Below are 26,792 nucleotides of genomic sequence, written 5' to 3' on the forward strand. Positions count from 1 at the left end.
CGCCGAAGGCGCCCGTGTCCGGCGCACGGACCACGAACTCGTGGGGCCCCGGCCGTGGCACGAGGGCCTCGGGCCAGGGAAAGGCCATCTCGACCGGCGCGATGAAGACGGTGAACACGCGGGCCGCACGCGCGGCCTGCAGCAGCGCTGCCAGCTCGTCCAGTGCGGCCGGTGCCGCTTCGAGCAGGGTGGCCGTTGCGGGAATCACCAGTGCGGTCGCGAAAGGCGTGGCGTCGTGCACCGCTGTGTCCAGGTGCTGCTCGGCGATCAACCTGCGATCTCCTGGTTCCACCGGTCGGTGATCTCCGACATCTGTGGAATGACCTTGGCCCAATCGAAGAGCTTGAGCTGATCGAGGGACGGCACGCGCTCGGCCGCCTTGCCGCTCAAGCGGGCCAGGCGGTTGGTGGGGCCGGCGATCACGGCGTTGCAGAAGGCCTCCTGGCACTCCTTGCTCAGCGCGTGGTCGATGAACTGCATGCAGAGATCGGCATTGGCCGTGTTGCGGGCCACGTGGTAGGAGACCATGCCCACCATCGAACCGTCCTTCGGAAAGACGAACTTGACCGGCTTGCCGCTGTCGATGAGCGCGTAGGCCGGGATGTTGGTGGTCATCGCCACGACCGAGACCTCGCCGGTGTCGAGCATCTGCATGGCGTCGGTGGAGCCGCTGAAGAAGCGCCGGATGTTGGGCCGCAGCTCGCGCAGGGCCTTGAAGCCGGGGTCGAGGTTGCCTTCGTCGCCCCCGCGCGTGCGGGCGGCGGCGACCAGCATCTCCCAGCTGCCCCACACACCGATGTTGGGCACCGTGACACGGCCCTTGAGGGCCGGGTCCCACAGGTCGCTCCAGGCCTCGGGCGGCTTCTTCACCAGGTCGGTGCGGTAGGCGATGCCGTAGGCCACATAGTCCAGGCCGACTGCCTCCTTGCGGAACTGGTCGAACCACATCGGATGCAGATTGCGGATGTTGGGGATCTTGTCGGGCGAGAGCGGCATGCCGATGCCGGCACGCACCGCCTTGATGCTGTCCGGGTAGGGCAGCAGCAGCATGTCGATCTCGGGCCTGGCCCGGTTGACCATGCCGTTGGTCAGCCATTCGCTGGCCGTGCCCAGCTTGAGCGCGACCTTCACGCCCAGCTTCTTCTCGAAGCTGTCGACGATGGCGGCGCGGTAGTTCTTTTCCCAGACGCCGCCGAAGACGGTGGAGGTGAAGCCCCCTGCGGCGCGGGCCGGCAGGGCGAGTCCCACCGTCAGCGAGGAGGCAGCGCCGAGGAAGTGGCGTCGGGAGAAAGCGTCGCTCATGGTCATGCTCATCACTCCTTGTTCAATATATTGAACTGATTTCAATATGAAGAACAAAAAACGAGCAAGACACATGCCAGAGTCCGTCCGGTCCGAAGGGCCCGCGTCGCACCGATTCCGGGCGTGGGACAGGAGCCGCGGACAATTGGCCCCATGCAGATTCAGGAAAAGCCGCCCTACGACACCGTCTTCGAATGGATCGGCGGCGAAGACAAGGTTCGCGCCATGGTCGAGCGCTTCTACGACCTGATGGAACTGGAGCCCGGGTACGCCGACCTGCGCGCAGCCCATGGCCCCAGCCTGGACAACGCGCGGCAGCGGCTGACGTGGTTCCTGACGGGCTGGATGGGCGGTCCGCAGCACTACACCGAGCGCTTCGGCCATCCGCGGCTGCGGGCGCGGCACCTGCCCTTTCCCATCGGCATCAAGGAGCGCGACCAGTGGCTCGCCTGCATGGACCAGGCCATGGGCGAGACGGGCGTGCCCGACGGCCTGCGTGCGCGCCTGCGCGACTCCTTCTTCCAGACGGCCGACTGGATGCGCAACAAGGGCGTCTGAGCGCGCAGCTCCAGTCGGTCAACCTGTTCGCCCTGAGCCTGTCGAAGGGCTGTGATTGTGCGTGCCCTGGCTTCGACAGGCTCAGCCCGAACGGTCCTTGGCTGACCGACCCGCCCGGGTCCGAGCGCCTCGCCTTCCTCAGCGCCCCGAAGGCGCGAGCAACACCACCAGCGCGCCGGCACCGCCTTCGGCCGGCTTGGCCTGCACGAAGGCCAGCACTTCCTTCTTCTGGATCAGCCAGCGCTGCGCCTTGGTCTTGAGCACCGGCTGCTTGCCGGGCGAGCCCAGGCCCTTGCCGTGCACCACCCGCACGCAGCGCACGCCGTGGCGGTGGGCCTCGCGGATGAAGCCGCCCAGCGCCTCGCGGGCCTCGTCACTGCGCAGGCCGTGCAGGTCCAGTTGGCGCTGGATGGACCAGTCGCCCGCGCGCAGCCGCCGCGTCACGTCCAGGCCCACGCCCGGGCGGCGGAAGCTCATCTGGTCGTCGGCGTCCAGCAGCGTGGTGACGTCGAACTCGTCGCTGATGGTTTCGCGCAGGGCCTTGGCCTCGTCGAGGTGGAACTGCGTGGCCACCGGCGCGGGCCGCTCCTTGGTCAGTACGACCATGGGCTTGTGCTTGAGTGGCTTGGTGGCGCCGGTGTCGGCGCCGATGGCGCGGGCGAAGAGGTTCTGCCGCGCCAGGCGTTGCTCCTCCAGCTGCTTCTGGCGCAGGGCCTCGGCCGCTTTGCGCGCGCGGTCCTCGGCCAGCTGGCGCTGCACCTGCTTGAGGTCGGACAAGCTCTTGAGGGCCGGGGTCTTCGGGGGCATCGGGGCAGTGTCTCACGGGCCCGCGGGCCGATCGGCGCGGCTCACAGGAGTCCCTGCTGGGCCATCGAGAGGAAGCGACCCGGCCCGACGATCACATGGTCCAGCACCCGCACGTCCAGCAGGGCGAGGGCCGCCCGCAGCGATTCGGTCAGCGCCAGGTCGGCCCGCGAGGGCTGCACGTCGCCGCTGGGGTGGTTGTGGGCCAGGACCACCGCCGCGGCGCCGTGGTGCAGGGCGCGCTGCACCACCTCGCGCGGGTAGACGCTGGTCTGCGCCAATGTGCCGCGGAACAGCTCCTCCATCGCCAGCAGGTGATGGCGGGTGTCGAGGAAGAGCACGGCGAACACCTCGTGCGGCTTGTGGGCCAGGTGCAGCTGCAGGTACTGCGCGACGGCATCGGGCGTCTCGAAGGCCGGGCGCTCGGCCAGCCGCTGGGCCATGGCGCGCCGGGCCAGCTCCATCACGGCCAGCAACTCGGCCCGCTTGGCGGTGCCGCCCAAGCCGCGCACCTTGCGCAGCGCCTCGCCATCGGCGTGCAGCAGGCCGGCGATGCCGCCGCAGGCATCGAGCACGTCCTGCGCCAGCTGCAGCACATGCCGGCCGGCCAGGCCGGTGCGCAGCAGCAGCGCCAGCAGTTCGGTGTCGCTCAGCGCGGCGGGCCCGCGCGCGAGCAGCTTCTCCCGCGGGCGCGCATCGGCCGGCAGGTCGTGGAATGCCATGGTGTTCCTCCCTTGGGGGCTGCGGCGTCGACGGCCCTAAGGCACGGCGGCCCAACCCCCCTCCTTTAAACTCGCGGGCCAGTTTATCGGGGGCCTCCCTTGTCTTCGTCCACCCAAATTCCCGTGGTGCAGCCCGGCTCCTTCCTCACGCTGCACTACCGTCTGGCCGGCCCGGCCGGCGACATCATCAACACCTTCAACGACAAGCCCGCCACGCTGTCGCTGGGCGCGGGCGAGCTCTCGCCCGCTGTCGAACAGCGCCTGCTGGGCCTGGAAGAAGGCACGCACACCACCTTCGAGCTGCCGGCCGGCGAGGCCTTCGGCGAGCGCAATGCCGAGATGCAGCAATGGGTGGCGCGCACGCTGCTCGCGCAGCTGGGCGACCCCGACGAGCAGTACGCCGTCGGCGACGTGGTGCAGTTCCCCACGCCCGATGGCGCGGGCAGCTATGCCGGGGCCGTGATCGCGCTGTCGGACAGCGCGGTGCAGTTCGACTTCAACCATCCGCTGGCGGGCCAGCCGGTAACTTTCGAGGTGCGCCTGATCGGCGTCCTGTGATGACGACCAGCACGGCCCTGAACGAGATCCTCCTGGCCGAGCCGCGCGGCTTCTGCGCCGGCGTGGACCGCGCCATCGAGATCGTGGAGCGGGCCCTCGCCAAGTTCGGCGCGCCCATCTACGTGCGCCACGAGATCGTGCACAACACCTACGTGGTCAACGACCTCAAGGCCAAGGGTGCCATCTTCATCGAGGAGCTCGACGAGGTGCCGCCCGGCGCCACGCTGGTCTTCAGCGCCCACGGTGTGAGCAAGGCGGTGGAGAACGAGGCCCGTGCCCGTGGCTTCTCCATCTTCGACGCCACCTGCCCGCTCGTGACCAAGGTGCATGTCGAGGTCGCCAAGCTGGCCAAGGAAGGCTACGAGTTCATCATGATCGGCCACAAGGGGCATCCCGAGGTCGAGGGCACGATGGGCCAGCTCTCCAGCGGCATCCATCTCGTCGAAGACGTGGAAGACGTCGGACGCGTGCAGCCGGGCCAGACCGACAAGCTCGCCGTCGTCACCCAGACCACGCTGAGCGTGGACGACGCCGCCGAGATCGCCGCTGCCGTGCGGGCCCGCTTTCCCAAGGTGCGCGAGCCCAAGCAGCAGGACATCTGCTATGCCACCCAAAACCGGCAGGACGCGGTCAAGCTGCTGTCGCCCCAGGTCGACGTGGTGATCGTGGTGGGCAGCCCCACCAGCTCCAACAGCAACCGCCTGCGCGAGCTGGCCGAACGGCTGGGCACCACGGCCTACATGGTCGATTCCGCCGCCGAGCTGAAGGCGGAATGGTTCGAGGGCCGGGCGCGCGTCGGCCTCACGGCCGGTGCCTCGGCGCCCGAGGTGCTGGTGCGCGAGGTGATCGAGCGCATCAAGTCGCTGGGCGCCGTGTCGATGCGCAGCCTGCCGGGCGTGGAGGAGCACCTGAAATTCCCGCTGCCCAAGGGCCTCAAGCTGGACGACCAGCCGCCGCCGCAGCACATCTCCTGATCCTTCCCGGACGCCATCCGCAGCGCGCAGGCGCGCGGCGCGAGGCCTCCCGCCAGCCGGCCGCATGATGCGGCCGGTGCCACTTCTGGACCATCCATGACGACTTCGACCTCTTCTTCGCACGGTTCGCACGATTCCCAGAGCTGGCGCGCCGACATCGAGGCGGCCGCCCGGCGCCTGCAGCAGCACGGCCGCGGCTTCGTGCGCGAGACACCGCTGTGGCGCCTGCCCGCCTCGGCCCTGGGCCTGGACGTGCCCGGTGCCGAGGTCTGGCTCAAGCTGGAGCACCTGCAGTCCGGCGGCAGCTTCAAGGCCCGCGGCATGATGAACCGCCTGCTGGCCAACCCCATTCCCGAAGCGGGCGTGGTCGTCGCCTCCGGCGGCAATGCCGGCATCGCCACCGCGGGTGCGGCGCGGGCGCTGGGCGTGCCCTGCGAGGTCTTCCTGCCCGGCGTCTCGCCCGAGGCCAAGCGCCAGAAGCTGCGCGACCTGGGCGCCACGGTCAACGTGGTCGGCCAGCTGTATGCCGATGCGCTCGAAGCCTGCCTGGCTCGTCAGCAGGCCACCGGCGCGCTGCTCACCCATGCCTACGACCAGGCCGAAGTGGTGGCGGGCGCCGGCACTCTGGGCCGCGAGATCGAGGCCCAGGCCGGCGGCGTGCCCGACGCCGTGCTGGTCAGCGTGGGCGGCGGCGGCCTCATCGGCGGCCTGGCCGGCTGGTTCGAGAACCGCACTCGCGTGATCGCGCTGGAGCCCGAGGGCTCACCCACGCTTTACCGCGCCCGTGAGGCGGGCGAGCCGGTCGACGTGGCCGTGGGCGGCCTGGCCGCCGATTCGCTGGGCGCGGGCCGCATCGGCCGCATCGCCTGGGAGATCGCGAAGCACCATGTGCCCGAGGCACTGCTGCTGACCGAGGCCGCCATCCGCGACGCGCAGCAGTGGCTGTGGAAGGAGATGAAGCTGGCCGTCGAAGCCGCCGCCGCCCTGCCACTGGCGGCGCTGCACAGCGGCGCAGTGCGCCTGCAGCCGGGCCAGCGCGTGTGCCTGATCGTTTGCGGCGCCAACGTCGATCCGGCGACGGTCGCCTGAGTCCGGCGCGCACACCATGAGCCTGCCTTCCTGGCGACTGCTGCTGCGCCGCACGGCGCGGCGCATCTGGTTCCGCTCGGTCGTCTTCAGCCTGGTGGCCGTGCTGCTGGCGGTGGCGGCGCGCTATCTGGCGCCCTGGTTGCCGGAGCACTTCGAGGGCAACATCGGGCAGGACTCGGTGGGCGGCATCCTGCAGATCCTGGCCTCGTCGATGCTGGCGGTGACCACCTTCTCGCTCACGGCCATGGTGTCGGCTTATTCCTCGGCCACCACGCTGGCCACGCCGCGCGCCACGCAACTGCTGGTCCAGGATCCGACCTCGCAGAACGCCCTCTCGACCTTTCTGGGCGCCTTCCTGTTTTCCATCGTCGGCATCATTGCCCTGTCGACCGGCTTCTACGGCGACCGGGGGCGGGTGATCCTGTTCGTGGGCACGCTGGCCGTGGTGGCGCTGATCGTGTTCACGCTGCTGCGATGGATCGCTCACCTCACGGCCTTCGGCCGCATGTCCGACGTGATCGACCGCGTTGAGCGCGCGGCCGTCGAATCCGTCCGCGAATGGCGCGAGGCGCCGCACCTGGGCGGCCGGCCGGCCGTGGCCGTGCCCGAAGGTGCGTGGCCGGTCTTCGGCGAGCGCACGGGTTACGTCACGCATGTGGACGTGGGTGCGCTGCAGCGCATCGCCGCACAGGCCGACCTGCGCCTGCATGTGGCCGTGCTGCCCGGCACGCTGGTGCATCCGCAGCGGCCGCTGCTGCAGGCCGAGGGCCGGGCCGATGACGAGTGCCGCGCCGCGCTGGCCCGGGCCTTCACCGTCGAGCGCCACCGCAGCTTCGACCACGACCCGCGGCTGGGCCTGGTCACGCTGGCCGAGATCGGCAGCCGCGCCCTGTCGGCGGCCGTCAACGACGCGGGCACCGCCATCGAGGTGATCGACGCCCAGCACCGGGTGTTCCGCGCCGTGCTCGAACGGCAGGACGACGCGCCGGGCGCCGCCGACTGCGACCGCGTCTTCGTGCCGCTGCCCGCCATCGCCGACCTGCTGGAAGACGCCTTCCGCCCGCTGGCGCGCGATGGCACCGGTGCCATCGAGGTGTCGATCCGGCTGCAGAAGACGCTGGCCGCGCTGGCCGAGGCTGCGCCGGCCCATGCCGAGGCCATCGACGCCATGGCCCGCCAAGCCTTCGCTCGGGCGAGCGAGGCTTTCGCCAGCAATGCCGACCGCGCTGCACTGGCGCAGGCGACGCATAGCCGTTTCCTACAATGAGCCGATGCTCGACATCACTCTCCTGCGCAAGGACCTGCCTTCGGTCATTGCGCGTCTCGAATCCCGCAAGAAGAACCAGCCCTACCTCGACGTCGCGCGCTTTTCCGCCCTGGAAGCCGAGCGCAAGCAACTGCAGACGCGCACCGAGGAGATCCAGGCCCGCCGCAACGCGCTGAACAAGCAGATCGGCCCGCTCAAGGCCAAGGGCGAGTCGGTCGATGCGCTGATGGCCGAGGTCAATGCGCTCAAGGCCGAGATGGAGTCGTCCGCCGTGCGCCTGGACGCGCTGCAGCCCGAACTGCAGACCCTGCTGCTGGCGGTGCCCAACCTGCCGCACGAGAGCGTGCCGCAGGGCGAGGACGAAGCCGGCAACGTCGAAGTGCGACGCTGGAGCCCGCAGGGCGGGGAGGGCGGCAACGCACCGCAGCTCGGCTTTACGCCGCGGGACCATGTGGAACTGGGTGAGCCGCTGGGCCTGGACTTCGAGATGGGCGTCAAGCTGGCCGGCTCTCGCTTCACCGTCATGAAGGGTGCCATCGCCCGCCTGCACCGTGCGCTGGCGCAGTTCATGATCGACCTGCAGACCGAGCAGCACGGCTACACCGAGTGCTATGTGCCCTACATCGTCAATGGCGAGACGCTGCGCGGCACGGGCCAGCTGCCCAAGTTCGAAGGCGACCTCTTCGCCGCCAAGAAGGGCGGGCAGGACGGCGAGCCGGTGCCCGACCTGTCCGCGCTCTACCTCATTCCCACCAGCGAGGTGCCGCTGACCAACTTCGTGCGCGACACCGTCGTGCCCGAGTCGCAACTGCCCATCCGCCTGACGGCCCACACGCCCTGCTTCCGCTCTGAGGCGGGCAGCGCCGGCCGCGACACGCGCGGCATGATCCGCCAGCACCAGTTCGACAAGGTCGAGATGGTGCAGATCGTGCATCCCGAGAAGAGCTACGACGCGCTGGAAGAAATGACCCGCCATGCCGAGGCGGTGCTCCAGGCGCTGGAGCTGCCCTATCGCGTGGTGCTGCTGTGCACCGGCGACATGGGCTTCGGCTCGTCCAAGACCTATGACCTGGAAGTGTGGATCCCGGCGCAGGCCACCTACCGCGAGATCAGTTCCGTTTCCAACTGCGAGGCCTTCCAGGCGCGTCGGCTGCAGGCCCGCTTCAAGAACGCGCAGGGGAAGAACGAGTTGCTGCACACCTTGAACGGCTCCGGCTTGGCCGTGGGCCGTGCGCTGGTCGCGGTGCTGGAGAACCACCAGCAGGCCGACGGCAGCATCGCCATCCCCAAGGCGCTGCGCCCCTACCTGGGCAACCAGGCCGTCCTGCGCGCTTGATCCGTCGGCGGCCCGCTTCCCAGCGGGCCGAAAGCCTGGCTATAATGCAAGGCTTCGACTGAATCGCACAGCTTGTGGAGAGGTGGCAGAGTGGTCGAATGTACCTGACTCGAAATCAGGCGTACGGTTTCCCCGTACCGTGGGTTCGAATCCCACCCTCTCCGCCAGTATTTTTCAAGAACAACAACACAGGTGAGGACGGCCAAGTCTGTCCCACCCAAGCGCCATCCAAGACACGGCCGCAACCCTCAAGGTTGCGGCTTTTTTTTGCCCGCGTTTCGCCGATCGCGGGTCTCGGACCACTCCTCCTTGCGAAAGAACCGATCGATGTTCGAAACCTCCATCGCCGGCAGCCTGCCGAAGCCCGCCTGGCTTGCCGAGACCCAGAAGCTCTGGCCCGAGTGGCGCGCTGAAGGGGAAGCATTGCGTCAGGCCAAGGCCGACGCGACGCTCCTGTGGATCAAGGCGCAGGAAGATGCGGGTCTGGACATCGTGGGCGATGGCGAGCAGTCGCGGCAGCATTTCGTGCACGGCTTTCTGGAGCAGGTCGAGGGCATCGACTTCGAGCACAAGGTCAAGATGGGGATCCGCGACAACCGCTACGACGCCATGGTGCCGCAAGTGGTGTCGGCCCTGCGCCTCAAGGGCCGCGTGCATGCCTTCGAAGCCCAGTTGGCGCGCGCGCATACCAAGAAGAAGCTCAAGTTCACCCTGCCCGGCCCGATGACCATCATCGACACCGTGGCCGACCGCTTCTACGGCGACAAGGTCAAGATGGCCTTCGCGTTTGCCGAGCTGCTCAACCAGGAAGCCCTGGCGCTGCAGGCCGACGGCGTGGACATCATCCAGTTCGACGAGCCCGCCTTCAACGTCTACATGAAGGACGCTGCCGACTGGGGCGTGCAGGCGCTGGAGCGGGCGGCCCAGGGCCTGACCTGCACGACGGCCGTGCACATCTGCTACGGCTACGGCATCAAGGCCAACACCGACTGGAAGCGCACCCTGGGCGACGAATGGCGCCAGTACGAGGCCGTGTTCCCAGCACTGGCGAACAGTTCCATCGACCAGGTCAGCCTGGAGTGCATTCATTCCCACGTGCCGCCCGACCTGATGGGCCTGCTGGCCGGCAAGGACGTGATGGTCGGTGTGATCGATGTCGCCAGCGCCGCGGTGGAGACGCCGGAGGAGGTGGCCGACACCATCGCCAAGGCGCTGGAGTTCGTGCCGAAGGAGCGGCTCTTTCCGTGCACGAACTGCGGCCTCGCGCCGATGAGCCGGGATGTGGCGTGGCGCAAGCTGGAGGCGTTGGCGGCAGGGACGAAGCTGGCCAGGGAGCGCCTGCCCGGGGCCTGAGCTGCACAGCTGCAGCGTCAAAAGCGCATTGGCACTCGGCGGGGCAGGGCCTCCAGCCGGTGCCGAATGCGCAAGGCATACGGTGTCTTCAGAATCCCTCCGCATGAACTCGCAAGACGCCCGCTCCCAAGAGATCGAACGCCTCCAGCGCGCCCGTGCGCAATGGCGCCATGTCGGCGACGCTCGCCCATCCTTCGCGCAGACACCGGGTCCGGGTCAGGAGTCGGTGTGGGACTATCCGCGCCCGCCGCGCATCGAGGCGGATGGCCGCGAGATCGTGGTGAGCGTCGGCGATGTCGAGATCGCGCGCACTCGCCAGGCGCTGCGGCTGCTCGAAACCGCCAGCCCGCCGACCTTCTACCTGCCGCGCGCCGATGTGCGTGCCGACGCGCTGGCGCCCGCCGCAGGAACGTCGTATTGCGAATGGAAGGGTGAGGCGCGCTACCTCACCGTAGTCGCGGGCGACCGCAGGTTCGAGGCGGCAGCGTGGTTCTACCCCCAGCCCGAACCGTCTTACGCGGCTCTGCGCGACCACATTGCGTTCTACCCGCAGCAGCTCGCGTGCTGGGTCGACGGCGTTCGCGTGGTGCCGCAGCCGGGTCGCTTCTACGCAGGGTGGATCACGCCCGAGGTCGTGGGTCCCTTCAAGGGCGAGCCCGGGTCTGCGGGCTGGTGATGTGCGGAGTCGGTGGCCCCGTCCTCGACGCGGAGGCCCCTGCCCGCCCTCTCGACGCACGCAGCGGGGCCTTCGGGTTTGTGCATCGCGGGCCTGGCATCGACGCGCCACAAGCGGCAACGCGATGAACTCGCCCGCCTCGACCCAGCGGCTGTGCCGGCTACAGCGTCGGCACGGTGCCACCGTCGATCCGCACCTCTGAGCCTGTGATCGAACCGGACCTCGGCGATGCAAGAAACGCAATCAGATCGGCGACCTCGCCGGGTGTGGCGGGTCGTCCGACGGGAATGCCTCCCAGCCAATCCATGACGATCTTCTTGCCGCCCTCGTAGTCCGTGCCGCCCTCCGCGGCCACCCGCTGTGCAAACTCGACGGAGGCCTCGGTCTCGATCCAGCCGGGTGCAACGCTCAGCACGCGCACGCCCTTGGGGGTGACCTCTCGCGCCAGCGACTTGCTGTACGTGGTGAGAGCGCCCTTGGCGGCGGCATAGGCCGTGGTCGACTCGGGCAGCGGCAGCGCGCGTTGGATGGAGCTGACGTGGATGATGACGCCCTCGCCCTGCGCCAGCATGCTCGGCAGCAGTGCGCGGTCCATGCGGACGGCATCAGGTTCAGGTTCAACTCGGCCAGCCAGTGCGCATCGGTGATCGCGGCGAATCCACCGCCGGGCGTCTTCGAGCCACCGAGCACGTTGATCAGGATGTCGGCGCCGCCCCAGTCCTTCAGCACGTTATGGGCAAAGTGATGGGTGCCCTCCGCGGTCGACAGGTCGGCGGCCACATACGTGACCCCATCGACCGGCTGCGCCGGCGCACTGCGCGCCGATGTCGCCACTCGGGCGCCGGCTTCGGCAAAGACCTTGACCACGGCAGCGCCGAGGCCGGCCGTGCCGCCCGTGACCACCACACGCCGGCCTTCGAGGTGCAGATCGAAGCTCATGCCGTGATCTCCAGCGATGCGATCAGGGCGCCCTCGAGCCGAAAGCGGTACGAGAGAACGATGGGGCTGCCCGGGAAGTTGCCGGTGACGGTGGCGCGGACCCGATGGGAGCCATCTTCCTGCTCCAGGGCGAACGGAACCGTCGTCGCGTCGTACTTGGCCGATGCGTCGGCCAGGAAGGCCTGGATGGCGCGCACGCCCGTGTAGGTGTGGCCTTCGTCCTTCAGGACGGCCTGCGCGGTGAAGCAACGCGCCAAGGCTTCGGTCTCGGGGTCGGCGGCGAAGTACGCCGCAATCGGCGCGGGAAGATTCAAGGTGTCCATGGCATTGGCTCCATGCGGTGAGTGAAGGCCCCGAGGATGCGCGCCGCCCAGTATTTAGGGAATATGCTTGAATCTGCATGGGTTGTGTAGCAAGGAATACAGAATGCGAGGCTCCGATTTCGCTGAGCTGAAGGCCTTCGTCGCCGTCGTGGAGCGCCAGAGCTTTGCCCGGGCCGCAGAGCACCTGGGCCTCTCGCCGTCGGCACTGAGCCAGACCATCCGGCAGCTCGAAGGCCGCATCGGCGCGCGGCTTCTGAATCGCACGACCCGCAGCGTCGCGCCTTCGGCGAGTGGCGAGCGGCTCTACCGGCGGATCGCGCCGTTGTTCCAGGAGATGGCCGTTGCGGTGGCCGAGGCCAGCGAAGCCACCGGGCAGATCAGCGGCACGCTGCGCATCAACACGCTGGGCATCGCGGCAAGAACCCTCATCGCGCCGCGGCTGGCACGGTTCCACCAGACCCATCCCGATGTGGTGCTCGACATCGTGGTCGACGATGCGCTGGCCGACATCGTCGTGGGGCGCTTCGATGCGGGCATACGGGTCGGTGGACGACTGGAGAAGGACATGGTCGCCGTGCGCCTCACGCCGGACCTGAAGATGGTGGCCGTCGCGTCCCCCGACTACCTTGCGCGGCGAGGCACACCCAGGTCACCCCAGGACCTGCATGACCATGCATGCGTCAACTGGCGACTGCAGATGGATGGCCGGCCCTACCGCTGGGAGTTCCGCAAGCGGGGTCAGCGGCTCGAGGTCGCCGTCGATGGTCCCGTGGTCACCAACCATGCCGACGTCGGCATCGCTGCCGCCTTGAACGGGCTGGGCATCGCCTATCACTTCGAGCAGGACGGCGTCGGGGAGCTCCTGGCGCAGGGGCGCCTGGTTCAGGTGCTCGCGGACTGGTCGATCACCCGTCCGGGCCTGTTCCTCTACTACCCCAACAGGCAGCATCGGCCGGCCCTGCTCGGCGCGTTCATCGACTGCCTGCTGGACCGGCCGGCGGCGTCCTCGTGATCAGCGCGAGGGCCGCTCGAAGCCGCCCTCGATCCACGCCGCGGCGCTGTCGGCATTGATCTTGAAGGTCGGCGGCACGCGGGCTTCGCCGAGCGCTTCGCCCAGCTCGTCCTCCGCACGCAGGATGGCATAGGGGTTGTCCTCGTCCGGCACGATCTGCAGCGACACCCGGATGCGCTGCGAGCCGCTGCCGACGCTCACGCTCTTGTTCAGCCGGGCATGCAGTTGCTGCTCGTGGCGGCGCAGCACCTCGTTGGCCGTCTTGACCAGGGTATGGAAGGCCGCGACGTCGAGGGGCTTGGGGTTCTTCTTGTCGCGGCCCATGGTCCAGGGGCCGACCAGCGCCGGCTCGGCATCGCCCTGGCGGGTCATCGAGACGGCCCAGCCGTCGTCGTCTTCGTTCTTGATCACGCGCGCGGTCCAGCGCTCGTCGCTCCATAGCCTGGGCTCCTGGATGGGAGCGGTCGGTTCGTTCATGGGCACAGCTGAGATGGGTAAGAGGGGGGGTCGGGGGCGGCGATCTTAGGCCGATGCCTGCACAGGCACGGTCTTGCGCCACGGGCCGGCCGCAGGGTGCATCACTGGTCACAATGGCCGCATGCCCGTCGGGCGCCTGGGAGCACGGCGCTGCCGGCCTTCACAGACCCGTCTGCAGCATGCCGGAAACGGCCAAGCCAGGAACATCGCCATGCCTTCCATCGCCTCCCATTTCTCCGGCAGCTATGCCGAAGCCCGCCGCAAGTTCCTGGATGCCGCCGAGGACCGCGGGGCGCGCATCCAGTCCATCGAGTTGCCCGGACACCGGGGCGCCCTGGGAGAGACGCTGGCCATGGACGCCGCGCGCCTTGGCGCGGCGGATGCCAGCCGCCTCATCATCGTCAGCGCCGGCACCCATGGCCCCGAGGGCTTCTGCGGTTCCGGCTGCCAGATCGCGCTGCTGCGCGACGATGACCTGCTGCGGCGGCTGGAGGAGGCGCGTCTGGGTCTGCTGCTGGTCCATGCCATCAATCCGCATGGCTTCTCGCACCTGCGGCGGGTCAACGAGGACAACATCGACCTCAACCGCAACCACGTCGACTTTGCGCGGCCTTTGCCGGTCAACGCCGACTATGCGGCGGTCGATTCGCTCGCGCTCCCCGAGCACTGGCCGCCCACGGCCGAGCAGGCCGCCGCGTTGGCGGACTACATTGCCGAGCACGGGATGGCGGCCTACCGCGCGGCGCTGAGCCGCGGCCAGTACACCGTGCCGGACGGCCTGTTCTACGGCGGCACGGCACCGAGCTGGAGCAACCGAACGATCCGCGCGCTGCTGCGCGAGCATGCGGCCACTGCCACGCATCTGGCCTGGATCGATGTGCACACCGGCCTGGGCCCGTGGGGGCATGGCGAGAAGATCTTCCCGGGCCGCGCGGCCGGCCTGCCGCTGGCGCGCTCGCTGTGGGGGGCGGACGTGCTGGCCATGTTCGAGGCCGGCTCGGCCTCGCCCGATGTGTCGGGCCCCGTGGTGAGTGCCGCCTACGACGAGTGCCCGCAGGCCCTCTTCGCGCCCATGGGCCTGGAGTTCGGAACGCTGCCGGATCAGCAGGTGCTGGACCGCCTGCGCGCGGACTGCTGGCTGCATCGGCATCCCGAGGCGGACGACCTGCAGCGCCGGGCCATCCGCCGTGATGTGCGCGATGCCTTCTACTGCGACGACGACGCATGGAAGGCCATGGTGCTCGGCCAGGCGCGGGTGGTGATGCTGCAGACCATCCTCGGGCTCGCGCGCGCGGCATGAGCGTGCGCATCGCCCGCGCCTTTACCTTCAATCCCCGCGCACGCTCCACAGCCCCAACTGACCCAAAGCGGCCGCCAGTCGCAGCCGGTTCGCGCGCCAGTCCGAGAGCACGCCGATGCGCTGCTGCGCCGCATCGGCCAGGGCGCGCTGGGCCTCCAGCAGCTCCAGCGTGTTGCCCACACCGGCCTTGAAGCGGCCCTGCGCCACCTCCAGCGAACGGGTCGCGTAGCCCAGCAGCCGTTCGGTGCCGTCGAGCTGCTGGTTCTGCGTCTGGAATGCCTGGTAGGCCTGCCAGACCTCCAGCGCGATGGTGCGGCGCGCCACCTGCAGTGCGGCGTCAGCCTGCGCGGCCTCGGCCTGGGCGGCGCGCGCCTCGTACATGCGCGAGAAGCCGTCGAACAGCGGCACCGTCAGCTGCAGGCCCACGGACTGGTCGCGCTGCCGGTCCGCCAGGCCGGTGGCGGCCTCGCTGCCGCTGCGGCGGGTCAGGCCCTGGCTGGCGGCCAGGCTGAGCGATGGACGGCCGGCGCGCTCGGCGGCATCGCCCCGCGCCCGCGCGGCGGCCAGCTGCGCCCGCGCCGCCTGCAGCTGGGGATGCTGCTGCTCGGCCAGGGCCAGCAGGGTGTCGGTGTCGCGGATGAAGGCCGTGTCGGGCAGGCGTGTGGCGTCCAGGTCGGCCTCCACCGGGCGGCCCGGGGCCTCGCCCAGGGCGGCGGCCAGCGCGCCCTGCGCGGTGCGCAGCTGCCCTTCGGCCCGTACGCGCGCCACCACGGACTGCGCGAAGGCGGTCTGCATCTGCAGCTTGGCCGCCTGGTCGTCCACGCCCGCGGCATGCTTGGCCTCTGCCGCCAGGAAGCCCTGCAGGTAGATGCGCTCCGTCTCCCGTGCCACAGCCATCTGGCCCTGCGCCTGCAGCAGCTGCAGGTAGGCGTTGGCAGCGTCCAGGAAGATCTGCTGCACGACCTGGCTGCGGCTGGCCGCGGCGGCCAGCAGCGTCTGCCGGGCGCCTTCCTCGGTGGCGCTGCGCTGGCCGAAGTCGAACAGCGTCCACGCCAGCGAGAGCTGGGCATTACGGCTGTCGAAGGTCGACGCGCTGGTCGTGGGCGATGCGCCCGCGGTCGCGGACTCGCGCAGCCGCTGCCGGTTGCGGCCGGCGCCGGCCTGGGCGTCGAGCGTTGGCCACCAGGCGCTGCGCGCCACGCCCAGGCGGGCGGCGGCCAGGTCGAGGTCGGCCCAGGCCTGCGGGCCGCGCGGGTCGTTGCACAGGGCGCGCTGCACGGCCTCGGCCAGGCCGATGCGCCCGCCGGCGAAGGGGGCAGGGCAGCCGGCGCCACTGCCTGTCGCCGTCGCATCGGCCAGCGGTTGCTGGCCGGGCGGGGGCAGGCCGTTCAGCAATTGCCGGCTGCCCAGGGGATCGAAGGCGGTCGGTGGCGCGGCGCTGGCCAAGCCAGCGGCGAGGACCATCCCCAGGCCGCAGAGCGTCTGTGCGAGCCGCTGACCGCTCATCCTGCGGCCTCGAAAGCCCCCGCCTGCCGCTCGGGCGCCGGCTGGTGTGTGTCGCCGGCATGGCGAAGAGGAGCGCCCGTGTCCGCCACCACGCGGCCACCGGCCAGACGCACCACCCGGTCCGCGCTGCGGATGGTCTCGGGCCGATGCGCCACCAGGATGCGGGTGAGGGCCAGCGACTGCACCGCTGCGTTCACCGCCTCCTCCAGCGCCAGGTCCAGGTGGCTGGTGGCTTCGTCGAGCACCAGGATGCGCGGCTGCCGGTACAGCGCCCGCGCGAGAAAGATGCGCTGCTTCTGGCCGCCGGACAGCGCGGCGCCCATGTCGCCCACCAGCGTGTGGTAGCCCATGGGCATGGCGTCGATGTCCTCGTGCACATGCGCCAGGGCCGCGCACTGGACGATGCGCTCACGGTCCGGCGCGGGGTCGAAGAAGGCGATGTTGTCGGCGATGGAGCCGGCAAAGAGCACGTCGTCCTGCATGACCGCGGCCATCAGCGGGCGCACGGCCTCGCCGCCGCTGCGGCGCAGGCTGGTCGCGCCGACGCGGATGTCGCCCTCGACTGGCGTGAGCACGCCCAGCAGCAGGTTGACCAGCGTGGTCTTGCCGCAGCCGGAAGGCCCCACGAACACCACCGACTGGCCGGGCGGGATCTCCAGGTCGATGCCGTCCACCACCCAGGGCTCGGTGTCGGCATAGCGGAAGCGCAGGTTCTCCAGCCGCACCGTCGGCGGTGCCGCCAGCTGCGGCGACGCGGCGGCCGGCCCGGCCAGCGGCGCCCGCGGCTCGGCCGGTGTGAGCACCACATCGGCCAGCCGCTCGGCCTGCACCCGCAGCATGCGGAACTCGAAGATGCGTTCGATCAGCGTGGTGACGCGCTGGTCGAACTGGTCCTGGTAGGCCTTGAAGGCCATGAGCGCACCCACGGTCATCACGCCGTCGAGCGTCTTGTGCGCGCCCAGCCACAGCACGGCGATGCCCACCAGGCCGAAGAGCAGTCCGCTCGCGGCCTGGAAGCCGATCACGAGCCGCTGGCCACGCACGCTGGCATTGACCTGCTCGGCCATGAGCGCGAGCCAGGCGCTCATGCGCTCGTTCTGCCGCTGGAAGAGCTTCACGGCGCGCACGCCGCGCACCGTCTCCAGGAAGTGCGACTGCTGGCTGGCCTGGTGCACGATCTCCTGCTCGTTGGCATCGCGCAGCGGGCGGAACCACAGCAGCCGCACCAGCGTGTAGAGCAGCATCGCACCCACCGCGATCCAGGCCAGCGGCGGGCTGTAGAGAAACATCATGCCCAGCACCAGCACCGACATCAGCCCGTCGATCACCGCCGAGAAGAAAGAGGTGGTGAGCGTGCGCTGGATCTGCTCGACCGCGCCGAAGCGCGACACCACGTCGCCCAGGTGCCGCCGCTCGAAATACTGCACCGGCAGGCGCAGCAAATGCGCGAACACCGAGGCACCCCATTGCATCTGCAGGTTGGCGCCGGTGTGCAGCAGCACCCAGCTGCGCGCCGCGGTGAAGACCTGCTGCAGCACCACGAGCAGGCCGAAGCCCAGCGCGAGCGTGGACAGCAGGTCGCGGTCGGCCGCCACCAGCACGCGGTCGATCACCCACTGCAGGTAGAAGGGCGCGGCCAGCGCGAAGGCCTCCAGCGCCAGGGCCAGCACCAGCACCTGCGTGCCCGCGGGCAGCAGGCCGTGCACCCGGCCCACCAGGTCGCGCAGCCGCACGGCCGGCGGGGCCGCGGACGGGCGGAACTCGGCACCCGGCCACAGCTCCAGCGCCACGCCGGTGAACTGGCGCGACACCTCGTCCATGCCGACGCGGCGTGCGCCGCTGGCCGGGTCGTGGATCCAGACCGCGCCACGGCCCACCTTGCGCAGCACCACGAAGTGGTTCATGCCCCAGTGCAGCACGCAGGGCAGGCGCAGCGCGGAGAGGTCCTCGATCTCCAGCCGCAGCGGCCGTGCGGTCAGCCCCATCGCCGCCGCGATGTCGATCAGCTGGGCCAGGGTGGCGCCCTTCTGCGACAGGGAAAAGCGCCGCCGCAGCGTGGCCAGGTCGCTGCGCTGGCCGTGGTAGCCGGCCACCATGCCCAGGCAGGCCAGCCCGCACTCGGTGTTCTCGGTCTGCAGCAGCAGGGGCAGGCGGCGCAGCCCCAGGCCGCCGTGCAGGAAGGCTGGGATCGTCATCACCACTTTCCGGTCAAGGTCCACAGGGGCTCGAGCACCCATTCGTACAGTCGGCGGCGCTCCTGCAGGATGTCGGCCTGCAGCTGCATGCCCACCTGCAGCGGCTGCGGCTGCCCGTAGGCCAGCACGCTCTGGCGCGCCAGGTCGACCGTGATGCGGTAGAGCGGCTCGCCGCCGCTGGCGCCGGGCAGTTCCATGCCGGCGGCGGCCAGCACCTGCAGCTCCTGGCCCGACAGGGCCGCACGCGCGACCTGCGCCACGGTGCCCTGGCCATGGCCGAATTTCTGGTACGGGAAGGCGTCGAAGCGCAGCATCACCGGCTGGCCCTCGCGCACGAAGCCCACGGCGCGGCTGGGCGCCAGCAGCACGGCCTGCAGCCGCGCGCCGGGCGCCACGATGGACAGCAGCGGGCGCGTCGGGTCCACCGCCTGGCCCAGCTCCGCCGCCACGGCGGTGGCCACGCCATCGCGCGGCGCCACCACCTGGACGCTGCGGCGCAGCTGGCTTTCCACCAGTTCCTGGTCGCTGGTGGACAGAGCCCGGCGCAGCTCGGCGCTCTGGCGTTCCTGCTCGATGGGCATGCGCTCCAGCTCGCTGCGCACGGCGGCCAGCTCGCGGCTGGCGGAGAGCCGGTCGCGCTCCAGCGCCTGCAGGCGGGCCCGCTGGTCCAGCCAGTCGGCCTCGCGCAGCTGCACCTGCTCGACGGCGATGTAGTCCTTCTGCTGCAGGCCGCGGTAGCGCTGCAGCGTGTCTTCAGCCAGGGCCACGCGCTTGTGCTGGCCCTCGATGGCCTGGTCGATCACCCGCAGGTCGGCCTGGGCGGCTGACAGGCGCCGCTGGGTGGCCGCGCGCTGCTCCTGCTGCAGCGGCGACAGCCGTTCGAGCTCGAAGCGCAGGCTGTCCCGGCGGCGCGCCACCTGGTCGGCGATGGCCGACAGGCCCTGCGGCGCGGCCTCGTTGCGGCGCTCCAGCGACACCACGTACAGCACATCGCCGGCGCGCACCGACTGGCCCTCGGCCACGCGCTTGTCGGTCACCACGCCACCCTGCGGCGGATAGACCTTGGCCCAGCCGCCCTCCGGCAGCAACTGGCCGCCGACGCTCGTTCGCTGGGTGTAGCTGCCCCACGTCATGAAGGCACCCAGCGCCAGCGCACAGGCTGCGGCGAGCACGGCCAGGAAGGAAAACGACAGCGGCTGGGCCAGCACGATCGGGCCCAGGCCCTGGGGCCGGCGCGCGTCAACGGCTTCGGGGCGAAAGAGCGGCGATTCGTCCGTCATGGAGCCAGGGCAGAAGAAAGGGAAGGAGCGCCCCGAGCGGGGGATGCGGAGCGCCCGTCAGGCGCAGCCGCCGCAGGTCGTGCGACGAAAAAAGCGGCCCTTCCCGGAAGAAGGGCCGCGGCGGTGCACCGTTCGGTGCGCGGCAGACAGCGGTGCGGCGGATCGGAACGCGCGCAGCGCCCTTGTCGCCGCGCCCGCGCGCTTTTAGGACGAGGCGCCGCCGCCGTTGTCGCAGGAGGGCTTCGGCGAGCAGCTGGGCTTGGGCGAGCAGCTGGGCTTCGGTGCGCACCAGGTGATCTTGGGCAGGCAGAACGAGAAGCAGCCGGACAGCCAGGTGCCGCCAGCGACCGACTTGACTTCCTGGCTGGAGAGTTCGCGAATGGCCATGTTGTGTACCTCGAGGTGGGATCGAACGGGTTCGAAGCCGCGTCAGCGCGCCTTCGGTTCTGCAGGGCGTCGGCCGTCCTGCATTGCGCCGAAATATAGCGCCAAGTTCTTACTTTTAAACATTTTGTTAACTAGAACTTGGCAATATTTAACACTCCGCAGGAGCGGCCTCAGGCCCGGTGCTTCAGCCGGTCGGCCACGCGCAGGGCATTGGCGATGAGGGTCAGGGTCGGGTTCACTGCGCCGATGCTGGGGAAGAAGCTGGCGTCGGTGACGTACAGGTTGTCCAGCTCATGGGCCCGGCAGTCGAGGTCGAGCACCGAGGTGTCCGGGTCGGTGCCGAAACGGCAGGTGCCGGCCTGGTGCGCGGTGCCCGACAGCGGGATGTCCTTGCCCAGATACAGCGAGCGCTCCACCAGCACCGCCGGCCAGCCGATGTCCGACAGCACCTGCTCCAGCTTGGCGCGAAGGCGGCGCAACGCCTCGGGGTTGGTGGGACGCACGTCCAGGTGCACGCGACCGTCCCGGTAGTACACGCGGTTGTCGGGATCGGGCAGGTCTTCAGACTGCAGCCAGAAGTCCATCGAGTGGCGGGCCAGCGCGTCGAAGGGCATCTCGGGCAGATGGTGCATCAGCCCGGGCAGCGGTGCCTCGCCCTTGATCTGGTCGGCGTGGCTGGTGGCGCACATCTGGATGAGGCCCAGCGGATGCGGCCAGTCGTCGCTGCCGAAGTAGAAGTCGCCCAGGGCCAGGGTCTTCTGGAAGACCGTGTCGTTGACCTCCTTCATGACCGCCATGACCACCGACATCTCGTGGCGCATGTAGTTGCGGCCCACCTGGTCGGAGCCGTTGGCCAGGCCGCGCGGATGGCGGGCATTGGCCGAGCGCAGCAGCAGCAGCGCGGAAGACAGCGCACCGCAGGCCACCACCACCGTGCCGGCGGTGAAGCGCTCCTCGCCGCCGTTGCGCTGTACCACCACCTCGGTCACGCGCCGCCCGGTGGCATCGGTCTCCAGCCGCTCCACATAGGCGCCGGTGAGCAGCGTGACGTTGGAATGCGCACGCAGCATCGGGTCGATGCACACCACCTGCGCATCGGCCTTGCCATTGAGCAGGCAGGGAAAGCCATCGAAGTAGGAGCAGCGCATGCAGGTGCTGGTCGGCGTGGCGAAGCCATCCTCCTGCTGGTCGAGCAGGATGCCCAGCGGCAGATGAAAGGGCCTGAGGCCCTGGCCGCGCAGCCGCTCGCTCAGCTCGGCGATCCGGGGCTCGTGCTTGACGGGCGCGAAGGGGTAGGGCGTCGTGCCGGGGTCCAGCGGGTCGTCGCCACGCAACCCGTGCACATGGAACAGCGCCTCGGCCTCGTCGTACCAGGGGGCGAAGTCGGCACTGGTCAGCGGCCAGGCGGGCGACAGGCCGCCGTGGTGCTGCACCTCGCCGAAGTCGCGCTCGCGCAGCCGCAGCAGGGCGGCGCCGTAGACCTTCGAATTGCCACCCACACAGTAGTGAAGCTGGGGTGAGAAGGAGCGGCCTTCGCGGTCCACCCAGGATTCGCGCGCCTGGTAGCGGCCGTCGACGAACACGGCCTGCGGGCTCCAGTTCGCTTCTTCCCGCCGCAGGTACTGGCCCCGTTCGAGGATCAGGATGCGCCGACCCGTGGCGGCCAGCCGGTGCGCCAGGCTGGCGCCGCCGGGCCCGCTGCCGATGACGATGAGGTCGTAGGTGGGGTGCGGCATGGGACAGGAGATGGTGTGGAAAGCGCGCCAGTCTGGGCGGTCCCGGCACGACCCGGCTTCGGCACACGGGCCCTCCGGCCGTCAGCCGGGATGGACAGTCCGCCGACCGGCGGCTGACGAAGGGCCGGCTTGCGTTGCAGGGCGGCGCATGACGATGCCATGTGCCGGCCTCAGAATGCGGCGTCTCATTCCTTTCCGCGAAGCCGCCATGCCCCACATGCTCCTCATCGTCGAACCCCTCGGCCAACGTGCGACCCGCAGTCGCCCCGAGGGGGAGGCGGCGTACCAGCGCATGCTGGACTTCGGCGCCGAATTGAAGGAGGCCGGCCTGCTGATCGCTCGCGAGTCGCTCGGCACCGCCGCCCGCCGCCTCACCCGGCGCGCGGACGAGGTGCAGGTGCTGGACGGCCCCTTCGCGGAGGCCAAGGAGATGGTGGGGGGCTTCTTCCTGCTCGACACCGAGGATGCCGCTGTGGCGCTGCATTGGGCCGGCCGTTGCCCTGCCGCGGAATGGGCCACGGTGGAGATCCGCGGCGTCGGCCCTTGTTACGAGTGAGTCAGTCCTCGGGCCCGTCGCTAGGTAGTTTCCCGAGGTCTGTCGATTCCGGACCGGCCGGATCGTCGTAGGCATGAAGGCAGCGAAAGGCGCTGCCGCCCCACCAGGAGAAAGCCTGCCATGCGATTCATGATCCAGGTCCGCGCGACGGACACCAGCGAGCGCGGCGACAAGCCCGGCCCCGAGTTCGCCAAGCTCTTCGAGGACATGGGCGCCTTCCACGAAGAGATGGCCCGCGCCGGCGTGCTGCTCGACGGCGCGGGGCTGCGGCCCAGTCGCCAGGGCTGGCGCCAGCGCTATCACGCCGATGGGCGGCGAGAGGTCATCGACGGCCCCTTCGCCGAAACCAAGGAGCTGATCGCCGGCTACACGCTGATCCAGGTGCGCTCCGAAGAGGAGGCCCGCGCCTGGGCCAGCCGATTCCCGGCCCCCTTCATCGGCATCACCTGCGAGATCGAGGTGCGGCGCCTGTACGAGGAGGCCGACTTCGGGCCCGGCGGCGATATGGAGATCGTCCGCTGACCGCGGCCCGTCATGCGAAGCACCCCCATGAGAATCCTCGTCTTCGTGCTGATCGGCCTGGCCGTCCTGGTTCTGGCCGTGCTGGCCTATGCCGCCACCCGCCCCGCCACCTTCTCGGTCGAGCGCCAGCTGCGCATCGAGGCCAGTCCCGAGCGGCTGTGGCCGCTGGTGAGCGAGCTGCAGGGCTTCAACCGCTGGAATCCCTATGCCCGCAAGGACCCGCAGATGCGCAGCCACTACAGCGGCCCGCCGACGGGCGTGGGCTCGCGCTACGACTGGGAAAGCAGCAAGGTCGGCACCGGCAGCATGACCCTCACCGGCCAGCAGCCCGGCCGGGCGGTACAACTGCAGCTGGACTTCCTGAAGCCTTTCGAGGCCCACAACCAGGGCGAGTTCGTGCTGGAGACCGCCCCAGGCGGTGGCACGACCGTGCACTGGCGCATGCACGGCCCGGCGAACATGATCGGCCGCGTCATGGGCCTGTTCATCGACATGGACCGCATGGTCGGCCGCGACTTCGAGGACGGCCTGCAGAACCTGAAACAAATCGCGGAGGCGAAGGCATGAGCGACCAGCAACACACCATCGACATCGACGCCACGCCCGAGCGGGTCTGGGCCTGTCTGTTCGATCCCGTCGCCTTCCGCGACTGGGCCAGCGCCTTCTGCGAAGGGGCGTATTGCGAGGGCGACTGGTCGGAAGGCAGCCGCATGCGCTTCCTCGACCCCGACTGCAACGGCATGGAGGCCGTCGTCGAGCAGCGCCGGCGGCCCACGCATCTGAGCCTGCGCATGGTGGGCGAGCTGCGCGAGGGCCAGCCGATGACGCCGGACCTGCCCGATGCCGCGCCGATGCACGAGCGCTACACCCTCGTCCCCCTTTCCGAGGGCGGCACCCGCCTGCAGCTGCGGCTGGAAGGCTGGAGCGAGGAACATGCGGCGATGCTCGAAGGCATGTGGCCGAAGGCCCTGCAGCGGCTCAAGGCCCTGGCCGAATCGTCTTCCACCCCTTGAAGGAGTGCGCCATGCACAAGCAGATCTACGTCAACCTGCCCTGCAAGAACCTGCCCGCCAGCAAGGCCTTCTTCGAGGCGCTGGGCTACCGCTTCAACCCGCAGTTCACCAACGAGATGGGCGCCTGCCTGGAGCTGGGTGAAAACCTCTACGCCATGCTGCTGACCGAGGACTTCGCCCGCGGCTTCACCGCCAAGCCGCTGGTGGATGCGAAGGCCGCCACCGAGGTGCTGGTGTGCCTCTCGTGCGAGAGTCGCGAAGAGGTGGACGAGCTCGTGGCCAAGGCCCGTGCCGCCGGCGCCGCCGTGCCAAGGCCTCCGCAGGACCATGGCTTCATGTACGGCCATGGCTTCGAGGACCTGGATGGCCACATCTGGGAGCTGGCCTTCATGAGCGGCATGCCGCCCAACGCCTGAGCAAGGAGATCGCCATGGAGATGCTGAACAAGCTCACGCCCTTCATCTGGTACCAGAAAGGCGCTGAAGACGCGGTGGCCCACTACCTGCGTGTCTTCGGTCCCGGCAGTGGCCGCGTGTTGCACACGCAGCACTGGGGCGAGAACGCGCCGGGGCCGGCCGGCACCGTCATGCTGCAGCACGTCGAGTTGCTCGGTTTGCAGCTGACGGCCTTCAACGGCGGGCCGCACTTCAAGCTCAACGAGGCCTTCTCGCTCACCGTGGCCTGCGAGGACCAGGCCGAGATCGACCACCTCTGGGAGCAGCTGCCCGCGGGCAGCGGCACGGCGCTTGCCTGCGGCTGGGTGCGCGATGCCTGGGGCCTGTCGTGGCAGATCATTCCCCAGGCGTGGTTCCGAATGGTCAACGACCCCGACGCGGCGCGCGTGCAGCGCGTGTTCCAGGCCGTGTGGGGCATGCACAAGATCGACCTCGCGGCCCTGCAGCGGGCCTACGACGGCGCCTGAAAGGTCGCCTGACACGCCGCCGATGCCCCCGCACCATGCCGACACCGCCGCCGCCGTCTGGCGGATCGAGCGTGGCCGCCTGGTGGGCGCAGCGGCCAGGCTGCTGCGCGACCTGGACGAGGCCGAGGACTGCGCGCAGGACGCCCTGCTCGCCGCTCTCGATGCCTGGCCACGCGATGGTCAGCCCGCCAACCCGGCGGCCTGGCTGATGACCGCCACGCGCAACAAGGCGCTGGACCGCCTGCGCCGCCGCGCGATGCTCGAGCGCGAGCATGCGCAGCTTGCCGCCGACGACGAAGCCCTGGGCGCGCAGGTGGTGCCCGACTTCGCCGACCAGCTCGATGCCGCGCGCGACCAGGCCGCGATCGGCGACGAGCAACTGCGGCTGATCCTCATCGCCTGCCATCCGGTACTGCCGCGCGAGTCGCAGGTGGCGCTCACGCTGCGCCTGCTGGGCGGGCTGGACACGCACGAGATCGCGCGCGCCTTCCTGCTGCCCGAGGCCACCGTGGCCCAGCGCATCGTGCGTGCCAAGAAGGCGCTCAAGGGCCAGCCCTACGAGCTGCCCGACGCCGGCGAGCGTGCCCAGCGCCTGGGTGCCGTGCTGGCGGTGGTCTACCTGATCTTCAACGAAGGGCACAGCGCGGGCAGCGGCGCGAGCCTGCTGCGACCGGCGTTGTGCGACGAGGCGCTGCGCCTGGCGCGGCAGCTGCAGCATCTGCTGCCCGACGAGGCCGAGGTGCATGGCCTGGCGGCGCTGCTGGAGATCCAGGCCAGCCGCCTGCCGGCCCGGCTCGATACCCAGGGCCGCCCCGTGCTGCTGCCGGACCAGGACCGCCGGCGCTGGGACCGCCTGCTGATCCAGCGCGGGCTCGGCGCGCTGGCGCGGGCCCAGCGGCTCGATCCCGATGGCCCCTACACATTGCAGGCTGCCATCGCCGCGTGCCATGCGCGCGCAGCCCGCGCCGAGGACACCGACTGGCGCGCCATCTTGGCCGGCTACGACCGGCTGCTGGCACGCCATCCCTCGCCGGTGGTGGCACTCAACCGGGCCGTGGCCCTGAGCTTTGCCGAAGGGCCCGCTGCGGCGTTGCCCGTTCTGGAGGCTCTGGCCGGGGAGCCGCAGCTCCAGCGCTATCCCTACATGCACGGTGCGCGCGCCGATGTGCTGGAGCGGCTGGGCCGGGTTGACGAGGCCCGCGAGGCCTATCGGCTGGCCGCACAGTGCACGGACAACGAGGTACAGCGCGCCCTGCTCAGCGAGCGGATGAATCGCCTTTCCCACTGATCCAGCCAGACGCCGCTAGGAACCCCCGCCGCCCACCGTGTGCGAGCCGGTGGGCCCGTCCAGCACGTCGCGCACCTTGCGCGCCAGGTCGGCGAGGCGGTAGGGCTTCTTGATGATTTCGAACTCCGCGGGCGCCACATGGTCCAGGCTGCCCAGGTCGCGGTCGAAGCCGGTGGTCAGCAGCACACGCGTGGAGGGGCGCAGCTTCTGGATCTCTCGGGCCAGCGTGTAGCCGTTCATGCCGCCCGGCATCACCACGTCCGAGAACAGCAGGTCCGGTTGCTCGAAAGGGCCGAGGCTGCGGAACAGCGTGAGCGCTTCCTGGGCCGAGGTGGCCAGGCTCACGCTGTAGCCCAGACCTTCGAGCATGTCGCGCGCGAGCATGCCGACCTCCTCGCGGTCTTCGACCAGCAGGATGCGTTCGTCGCCGCCGCGGTAGTGGGCCTGCGCGCCGCGCACGACCGGCGTCGGGCGTGCCTCGACGGTCGGAAAGTACCTGCGCACGGTGGTCCCCATGCCCACCTCTGAGTACAGCGTGACGGTGCCGCCCGACTGCTTGACGAAGCCATACACCATCGACAGGCCGAGGCCGGTGCCCTTGCCTTCCTCCTTGGTGGTGAAGAACGGGTCCATCACCCGGGACAGCAGCGCCTTGTCGATGCCGTGACCGGTGTCGGTGACGGACAGCGTGGCATAG

At 69.9% G+C, this 26,792-nt stretch carries 29 protein-coding genes, 1 tRNA gene and 1 pseudogene; 18 read left to right on the forward strand and 13 right to left on the reverse strand.

The genetic code is table 11. From position 1 onward, the window contains the following. A partial coding sequence (locus QZ772_RS13005) for a hypothetical protein (RefSeq protein ID WP_295526828.1) occupies positions 1–271 on the reverse strand: 271 nt, incomplete at its 3' end. Further along, positions 268–1,308: an ABC transporter substrate-binding protein gene (locus tag QZ772_RS13010; protein ID WP_295526830.1), complete on the reverse strand. Its 1,041-nt coding sequence runs from the start codon at positions 1,306–1,308 to the stop codon at positions 268–270. The genes QZ772_RS13010 and QZ772_RS13005, both read right to left, overlap by 4 nt. A 147-nt stretch (positions 1,309–1,455) precedes the next feature. Between QZ772_RS13010 and QZ772_RS13015 the strand changes: the two genes are divergently transcribed. After that, a complete protein-coding gene (locus QZ772_RS13015) occupies positions 1,456–1,860 on the forward strand; it encodes a group II truncated hemoglobin (RefSeq protein ID WP_295526832.1) in 405 nt (134 codons plus the stop codon). Between the two features lie 138 nt (positions 1,861–1,998). On the opposite strand, the gene QZ772_RS13020 is transcribed toward QZ772_RS13015, so the two are convergent. Together QZ772_RS13020 and radC are read right to left on the reverse strand one after the other, a co-directional pair. Continuing rightward, positions 1,999–2,667, reverse strand: coding sequence for a Smr/MutS family protein (locus tag QZ772_RS13020; RefSeq protein WP_295526835.1), 669 nt, complete (start codon positions 2,665–2,667; stop codon positions 1,999–2,001). Between the two features lie 41 nt (positions 2,668–2,708). Next, entirely contained in the window at positions 2,709–3,386 is a 678-nt protein-coding gene (gene radC / locus QZ772_RS13025; protein WP_295526836.1) for a DNA repair protein RadC, read from the reverse strand. A gap of 99 nt (positions 3,387–3,485) precedes the next feature. Here radC and QZ772_RS13030 point away from each other — a divergent pair, with 99 nt between their 5' ends. The 8 genes from QZ772_RS13030 to QZ772_RS13065 all read left to right on the forward strand — a co-directional run bounded on the left by QZ772_RS13030 (position 3,486) and on the right by QZ772_RS13065 (position 10,639). Continuing rightward, on the forward strand, positions 3,486–3,944 hold the full coding sequence (locus QZ772_RS13030) for an FKBP-type peptidyl-prolyl cis-trans isomerase (RefSeq protein ID WP_043112907.1): 459 nt from the start codon (positions 3,486–3,488) through the stop codon (positions 3,942–3,944). Further along, positions 3,944–4,918 carry a 4-hydroxy-3-methylbut-2-enyl diphosphate reductase gene (gene ispH / locus QZ772_RS13035; RefSeq protein WP_295526837.1) on the forward strand — a complete coding sequence of 325 codons (975 nt, stop codon included), beginning with the start codon at positions 3,944–3,946 and terminating at the stop codon, positions 4,916–4,918. Before QZ772_RS13030 ends, ispH begins: the two co-directional genes overlap by 1 nt. Positions 4,919–5,014: 96 nt before the next feature. After that, positions 5,015–6,007, forward strand: a complete 993-nt coding sequence (locus QZ772_RS13040; RefSeq protein ID WP_295526838.1) for a threonine/serine dehydratase — start codon at positions 5,015–5,017, stop codon at positions 6,005–6,007. Positions 6,008–6,023: 16 nt separating this feature from the next. Continuing rightward, positions 6,024–7,274: a DUF2254 domain-containing protein gene (locus QZ772_RS13045; protein ID WP_295526840.1), complete on the forward strand. Its 1,251-nt coding sequence runs from the start codon at positions 6,024–6,026 to the stop codon at positions 7,272–7,274. Positions 7,275–7,278: 4 nt separating this feature from the next. Continuing rightward, entirely contained in the window at positions 7,279–8,610 is a 1,332-nt protein-coding gene (gene serS / locus QZ772_RS13050) for a serine--tRNA ligase (protein ID WP_295526841.1), read from the forward strand. 76 nt (positions 8,611–8,686) lie between these two features. Continuing rightward, positions 8,687–8,777: transfer RNA gene (locus QZ772_RS13055), tRNA-Ser, on the forward strand. A 160-nt stretch (positions 8,778–8,937) separates the two neighbouring features. Beyond that, positions 8,938–9,963: a methionine synthase gene (locus tag QZ772_RS13060; protein ID WP_295526842.1), complete on the forward strand. Its 1,026-nt coding sequence runs from the start codon at positions 8,938–8,940 to the stop codon at positions 9,961–9,963. A gap of 103 nt (positions 9,964–10,066) precedes the next feature. Continuing rightward, on the forward strand, positions 10,067–10,639 hold the full coding sequence (locus tag QZ772_RS13065; RefSeq protein WP_295526844.1) for a DUF427 domain-containing protein: 573 nt from the start codon (positions 10,067–10,069) through the stop codon (positions 10,637–10,639). A gap of 160 nt (positions 10,640–10,799) precedes the next feature. Here QZ772_RS13065 and QZ772_RS13070 read toward each other — a convergent pair. Together QZ772_RS13070 and QZ772_RS13075 are read right to left on the reverse strand one after the other, a co-directional pair. Next, positions 10,800–11,506, reverse strand: a pseudogene (locus tag QZ772_RS13070) (SDR family oxidoreductase). Positions 11,507–11,574: 68 nt separating this feature from the next. Then, the gene (locus tag QZ772_RS13075; protein ID WP_295526845.1) at positions 11,575–11,901 is read right to left on the reverse strand and encodes a nuclear transport factor 2 family protein; all 327 of its coding nucleotides are present in this window, start codon (positions 11,899–11,901) and stop codon (positions 11,575–11,577) included. Between the two features lie 103 nt (positions 11,902–12,004). Between QZ772_RS13075 and QZ772_RS13080 the strand changes: the two genes are divergently transcribed. Next, entirely contained in the window at positions 12,005–12,913 is a 909-nt protein-coding gene (locus QZ772_RS13080) for a LysR family transcriptional regulator (RefSeq protein WP_295526848.1), read from the forward strand. On the opposite strand, the gene QZ772_RS13085 is transcribed toward QZ772_RS13080, so the two are convergent. Further along, positions 12,914–13,390: a hypothetical protein gene (locus QZ772_RS13085; protein WP_295526850.1), complete on the reverse strand. Its 477-nt coding sequence runs from the start codon at positions 13,388–13,390 to the stop codon at positions 12,914–12,916. Positions 13,391–13,601: 211 nt separating this feature from the next. Between QZ772_RS13085 and QZ772_RS13090 the strand changes: the two genes are divergently transcribed. Continuing rightward, a complete protein-coding gene (locus tag QZ772_RS13090; protein WP_295526852.1) occupies positions 13,602–14,690 on the forward strand; it encodes a M14 family metallopeptidase in 1,089 nt (362 codons plus the stop codon). Between the two features lie 27 nt (positions 14,691–14,717). Here QZ772_RS13090 and QZ772_RS13095 read toward each other — a convergent pair whose 3' ends face one another. From QZ772_RS13095 to QZ772_RS13115, 5 genes are all read right to left on the reverse strand, one after another. Next, positions 14,718–16,154, reverse strand: coding sequence for a TolC family protein (locus QZ772_RS13095; protein ID WP_295526854.1), 1,437 nt, complete (start codon positions 16,152–16,154; stop codon positions 14,718–14,720). A 38-nt stretch (positions 16,155–16,192) separates the two neighbouring features. Then, positions 16,193–18,391, reverse strand: coding sequence for a peptidase domain-containing ABC transporter (locus tag QZ772_RS13100; RefSeq protein ID WP_295526857.1), 2,199 nt, complete (start codon positions 18,389–18,391; stop codon positions 16,193–16,195). Continuing rightward, the gene (locus QZ772_RS13105; RefSeq protein WP_295526860.1) at positions 18,391–19,671 is read right to left on the reverse strand and encodes an HlyD family efflux transporter periplasmic adaptor subunit; all 1,281 of its coding nucleotides are present in this window, start codon (positions 19,669–19,671) and stop codon (positions 18,391–18,393) included. Before QZ772_RS13105 ends, QZ772_RS13100 begins: the two co-directional genes overlap by 1 nt. A 204-nt stretch (positions 19,672–19,875) precedes the next feature. Beyond that, positions 19,876–20,058: a hypothetical protein gene (locus QZ772_RS13110; RefSeq protein ID WP_295526863.1), complete on the reverse strand. Its 183-nt coding sequence runs from the start codon at positions 20,056–20,058 to the stop codon at positions 19,876–19,878. A 170-nt stretch (positions 20,059–20,228) separates the two neighbouring features. After that, positions 20,229–21,794 (reverse strand): GMC family oxidoreductase, encoded by a 1,566-nt coding sequence (locus tag QZ772_RS13115; protein ID WP_295526866.1) that lies wholly within the window; start codon positions 21,792–21,794, stop codon positions 20,229–20,231. A gap of 208 nt (positions 21,795–22,002) precedes the next feature. On the opposite strand from QZ772_RS13115, the gene QZ772_RS13120 reads away from it, so the two are divergent. The 7 genes from QZ772_RS13120 to QZ772_RS13150 all read left to right on the forward strand — a co-directional run bounded on the left by QZ772_RS13120 (position 22,003) and on the right by QZ772_RS13150 (position 26,095). Beyond that, a complete protein-coding gene (locus tag QZ772_RS13120; RefSeq protein ID WP_295526868.1) occupies positions 22,003–22,350 on the forward strand; it encodes a YciI family protein in 348 nt (115 codons plus the stop codon). Between the two features lie 120 nt (positions 22,351–22,470). After that, entirely contained in the window at positions 22,471–22,872 is a 402-nt protein-coding gene (locus tag QZ772_RS13125) for a YciI family protein (protein WP_294375412.1), read from the forward strand. A gap of 27 nt (positions 22,873–22,899) precedes the next feature. Further along, on the forward strand, positions 22,900–23,439 hold the full coding sequence (locus QZ772_RS13130; protein ID WP_295526873.1) for an SRPBCC family protein: 540 nt from the start codon (positions 22,900–22,902) through the stop codon (positions 23,437–23,439). Further along, positions 23,436–23,885: an SRPBCC domain-containing protein gene (locus QZ772_RS13135; protein WP_295526876.1), complete on the forward strand. Its 450-nt coding sequence runs from the start codon at positions 23,436–23,438 to the stop codon at positions 23,883–23,885. Before QZ772_RS13130 ends, QZ772_RS13135 begins: the two co-directional genes overlap by 4 nt. A gap of 11 nt (positions 23,886–23,896) precedes the next feature. Then, the gene (locus QZ772_RS13140) at positions 23,897–24,301 is read left to right on the forward strand and encodes a VOC family protein (protein WP_295526879.1); all 405 of its coding nucleotides are present in this window, start codon (positions 23,897–23,899) and stop codon (positions 24,299–24,301) included. Between the two features lie 14 nt (positions 24,302–24,315). Continuing rightward, positions 24,316–24,807, forward strand: coding sequence for a VOC family protein (locus QZ772_RS13145; RefSeq protein ID WP_295526880.1), 492 nt, complete (start codon positions 24,316–24,318; stop codon positions 24,805–24,807). A gap of 22 nt (positions 24,808–24,829) precedes the next feature. After that, on the forward strand, positions 24,830–26,095 hold the full coding sequence (locus tag QZ772_RS13150) for an RNA polymerase sigma factor (protein WP_295526883.1): 1,266 nt from the start codon (positions 24,830–24,832) through the stop codon (positions 26,093–26,095). Positions 26,096–26,110: 15 nt separating this feature from the next. On the opposite strand, the gene QZ772_RS13155 is transcribed toward QZ772_RS13150, so the two are convergent. Continuing rightward, a partial coding sequence (locus QZ772_RS13155) for a response regulator (protein ID WP_295526886.1) occupies positions 26,111–26,792 on the reverse strand: 682 nt, incomplete at its 5' end.

Origin of the sequence: uncultured Pseudacidovorax sp., from assembly GCF_913773995.1 — a bacterium.
Classification (GTDB): domain Bacteria; phylum Pseudomonadota; class Gammaproteobacteria; order Burkholderiales; family Burkholderiaceae_C; genus Xenophilus.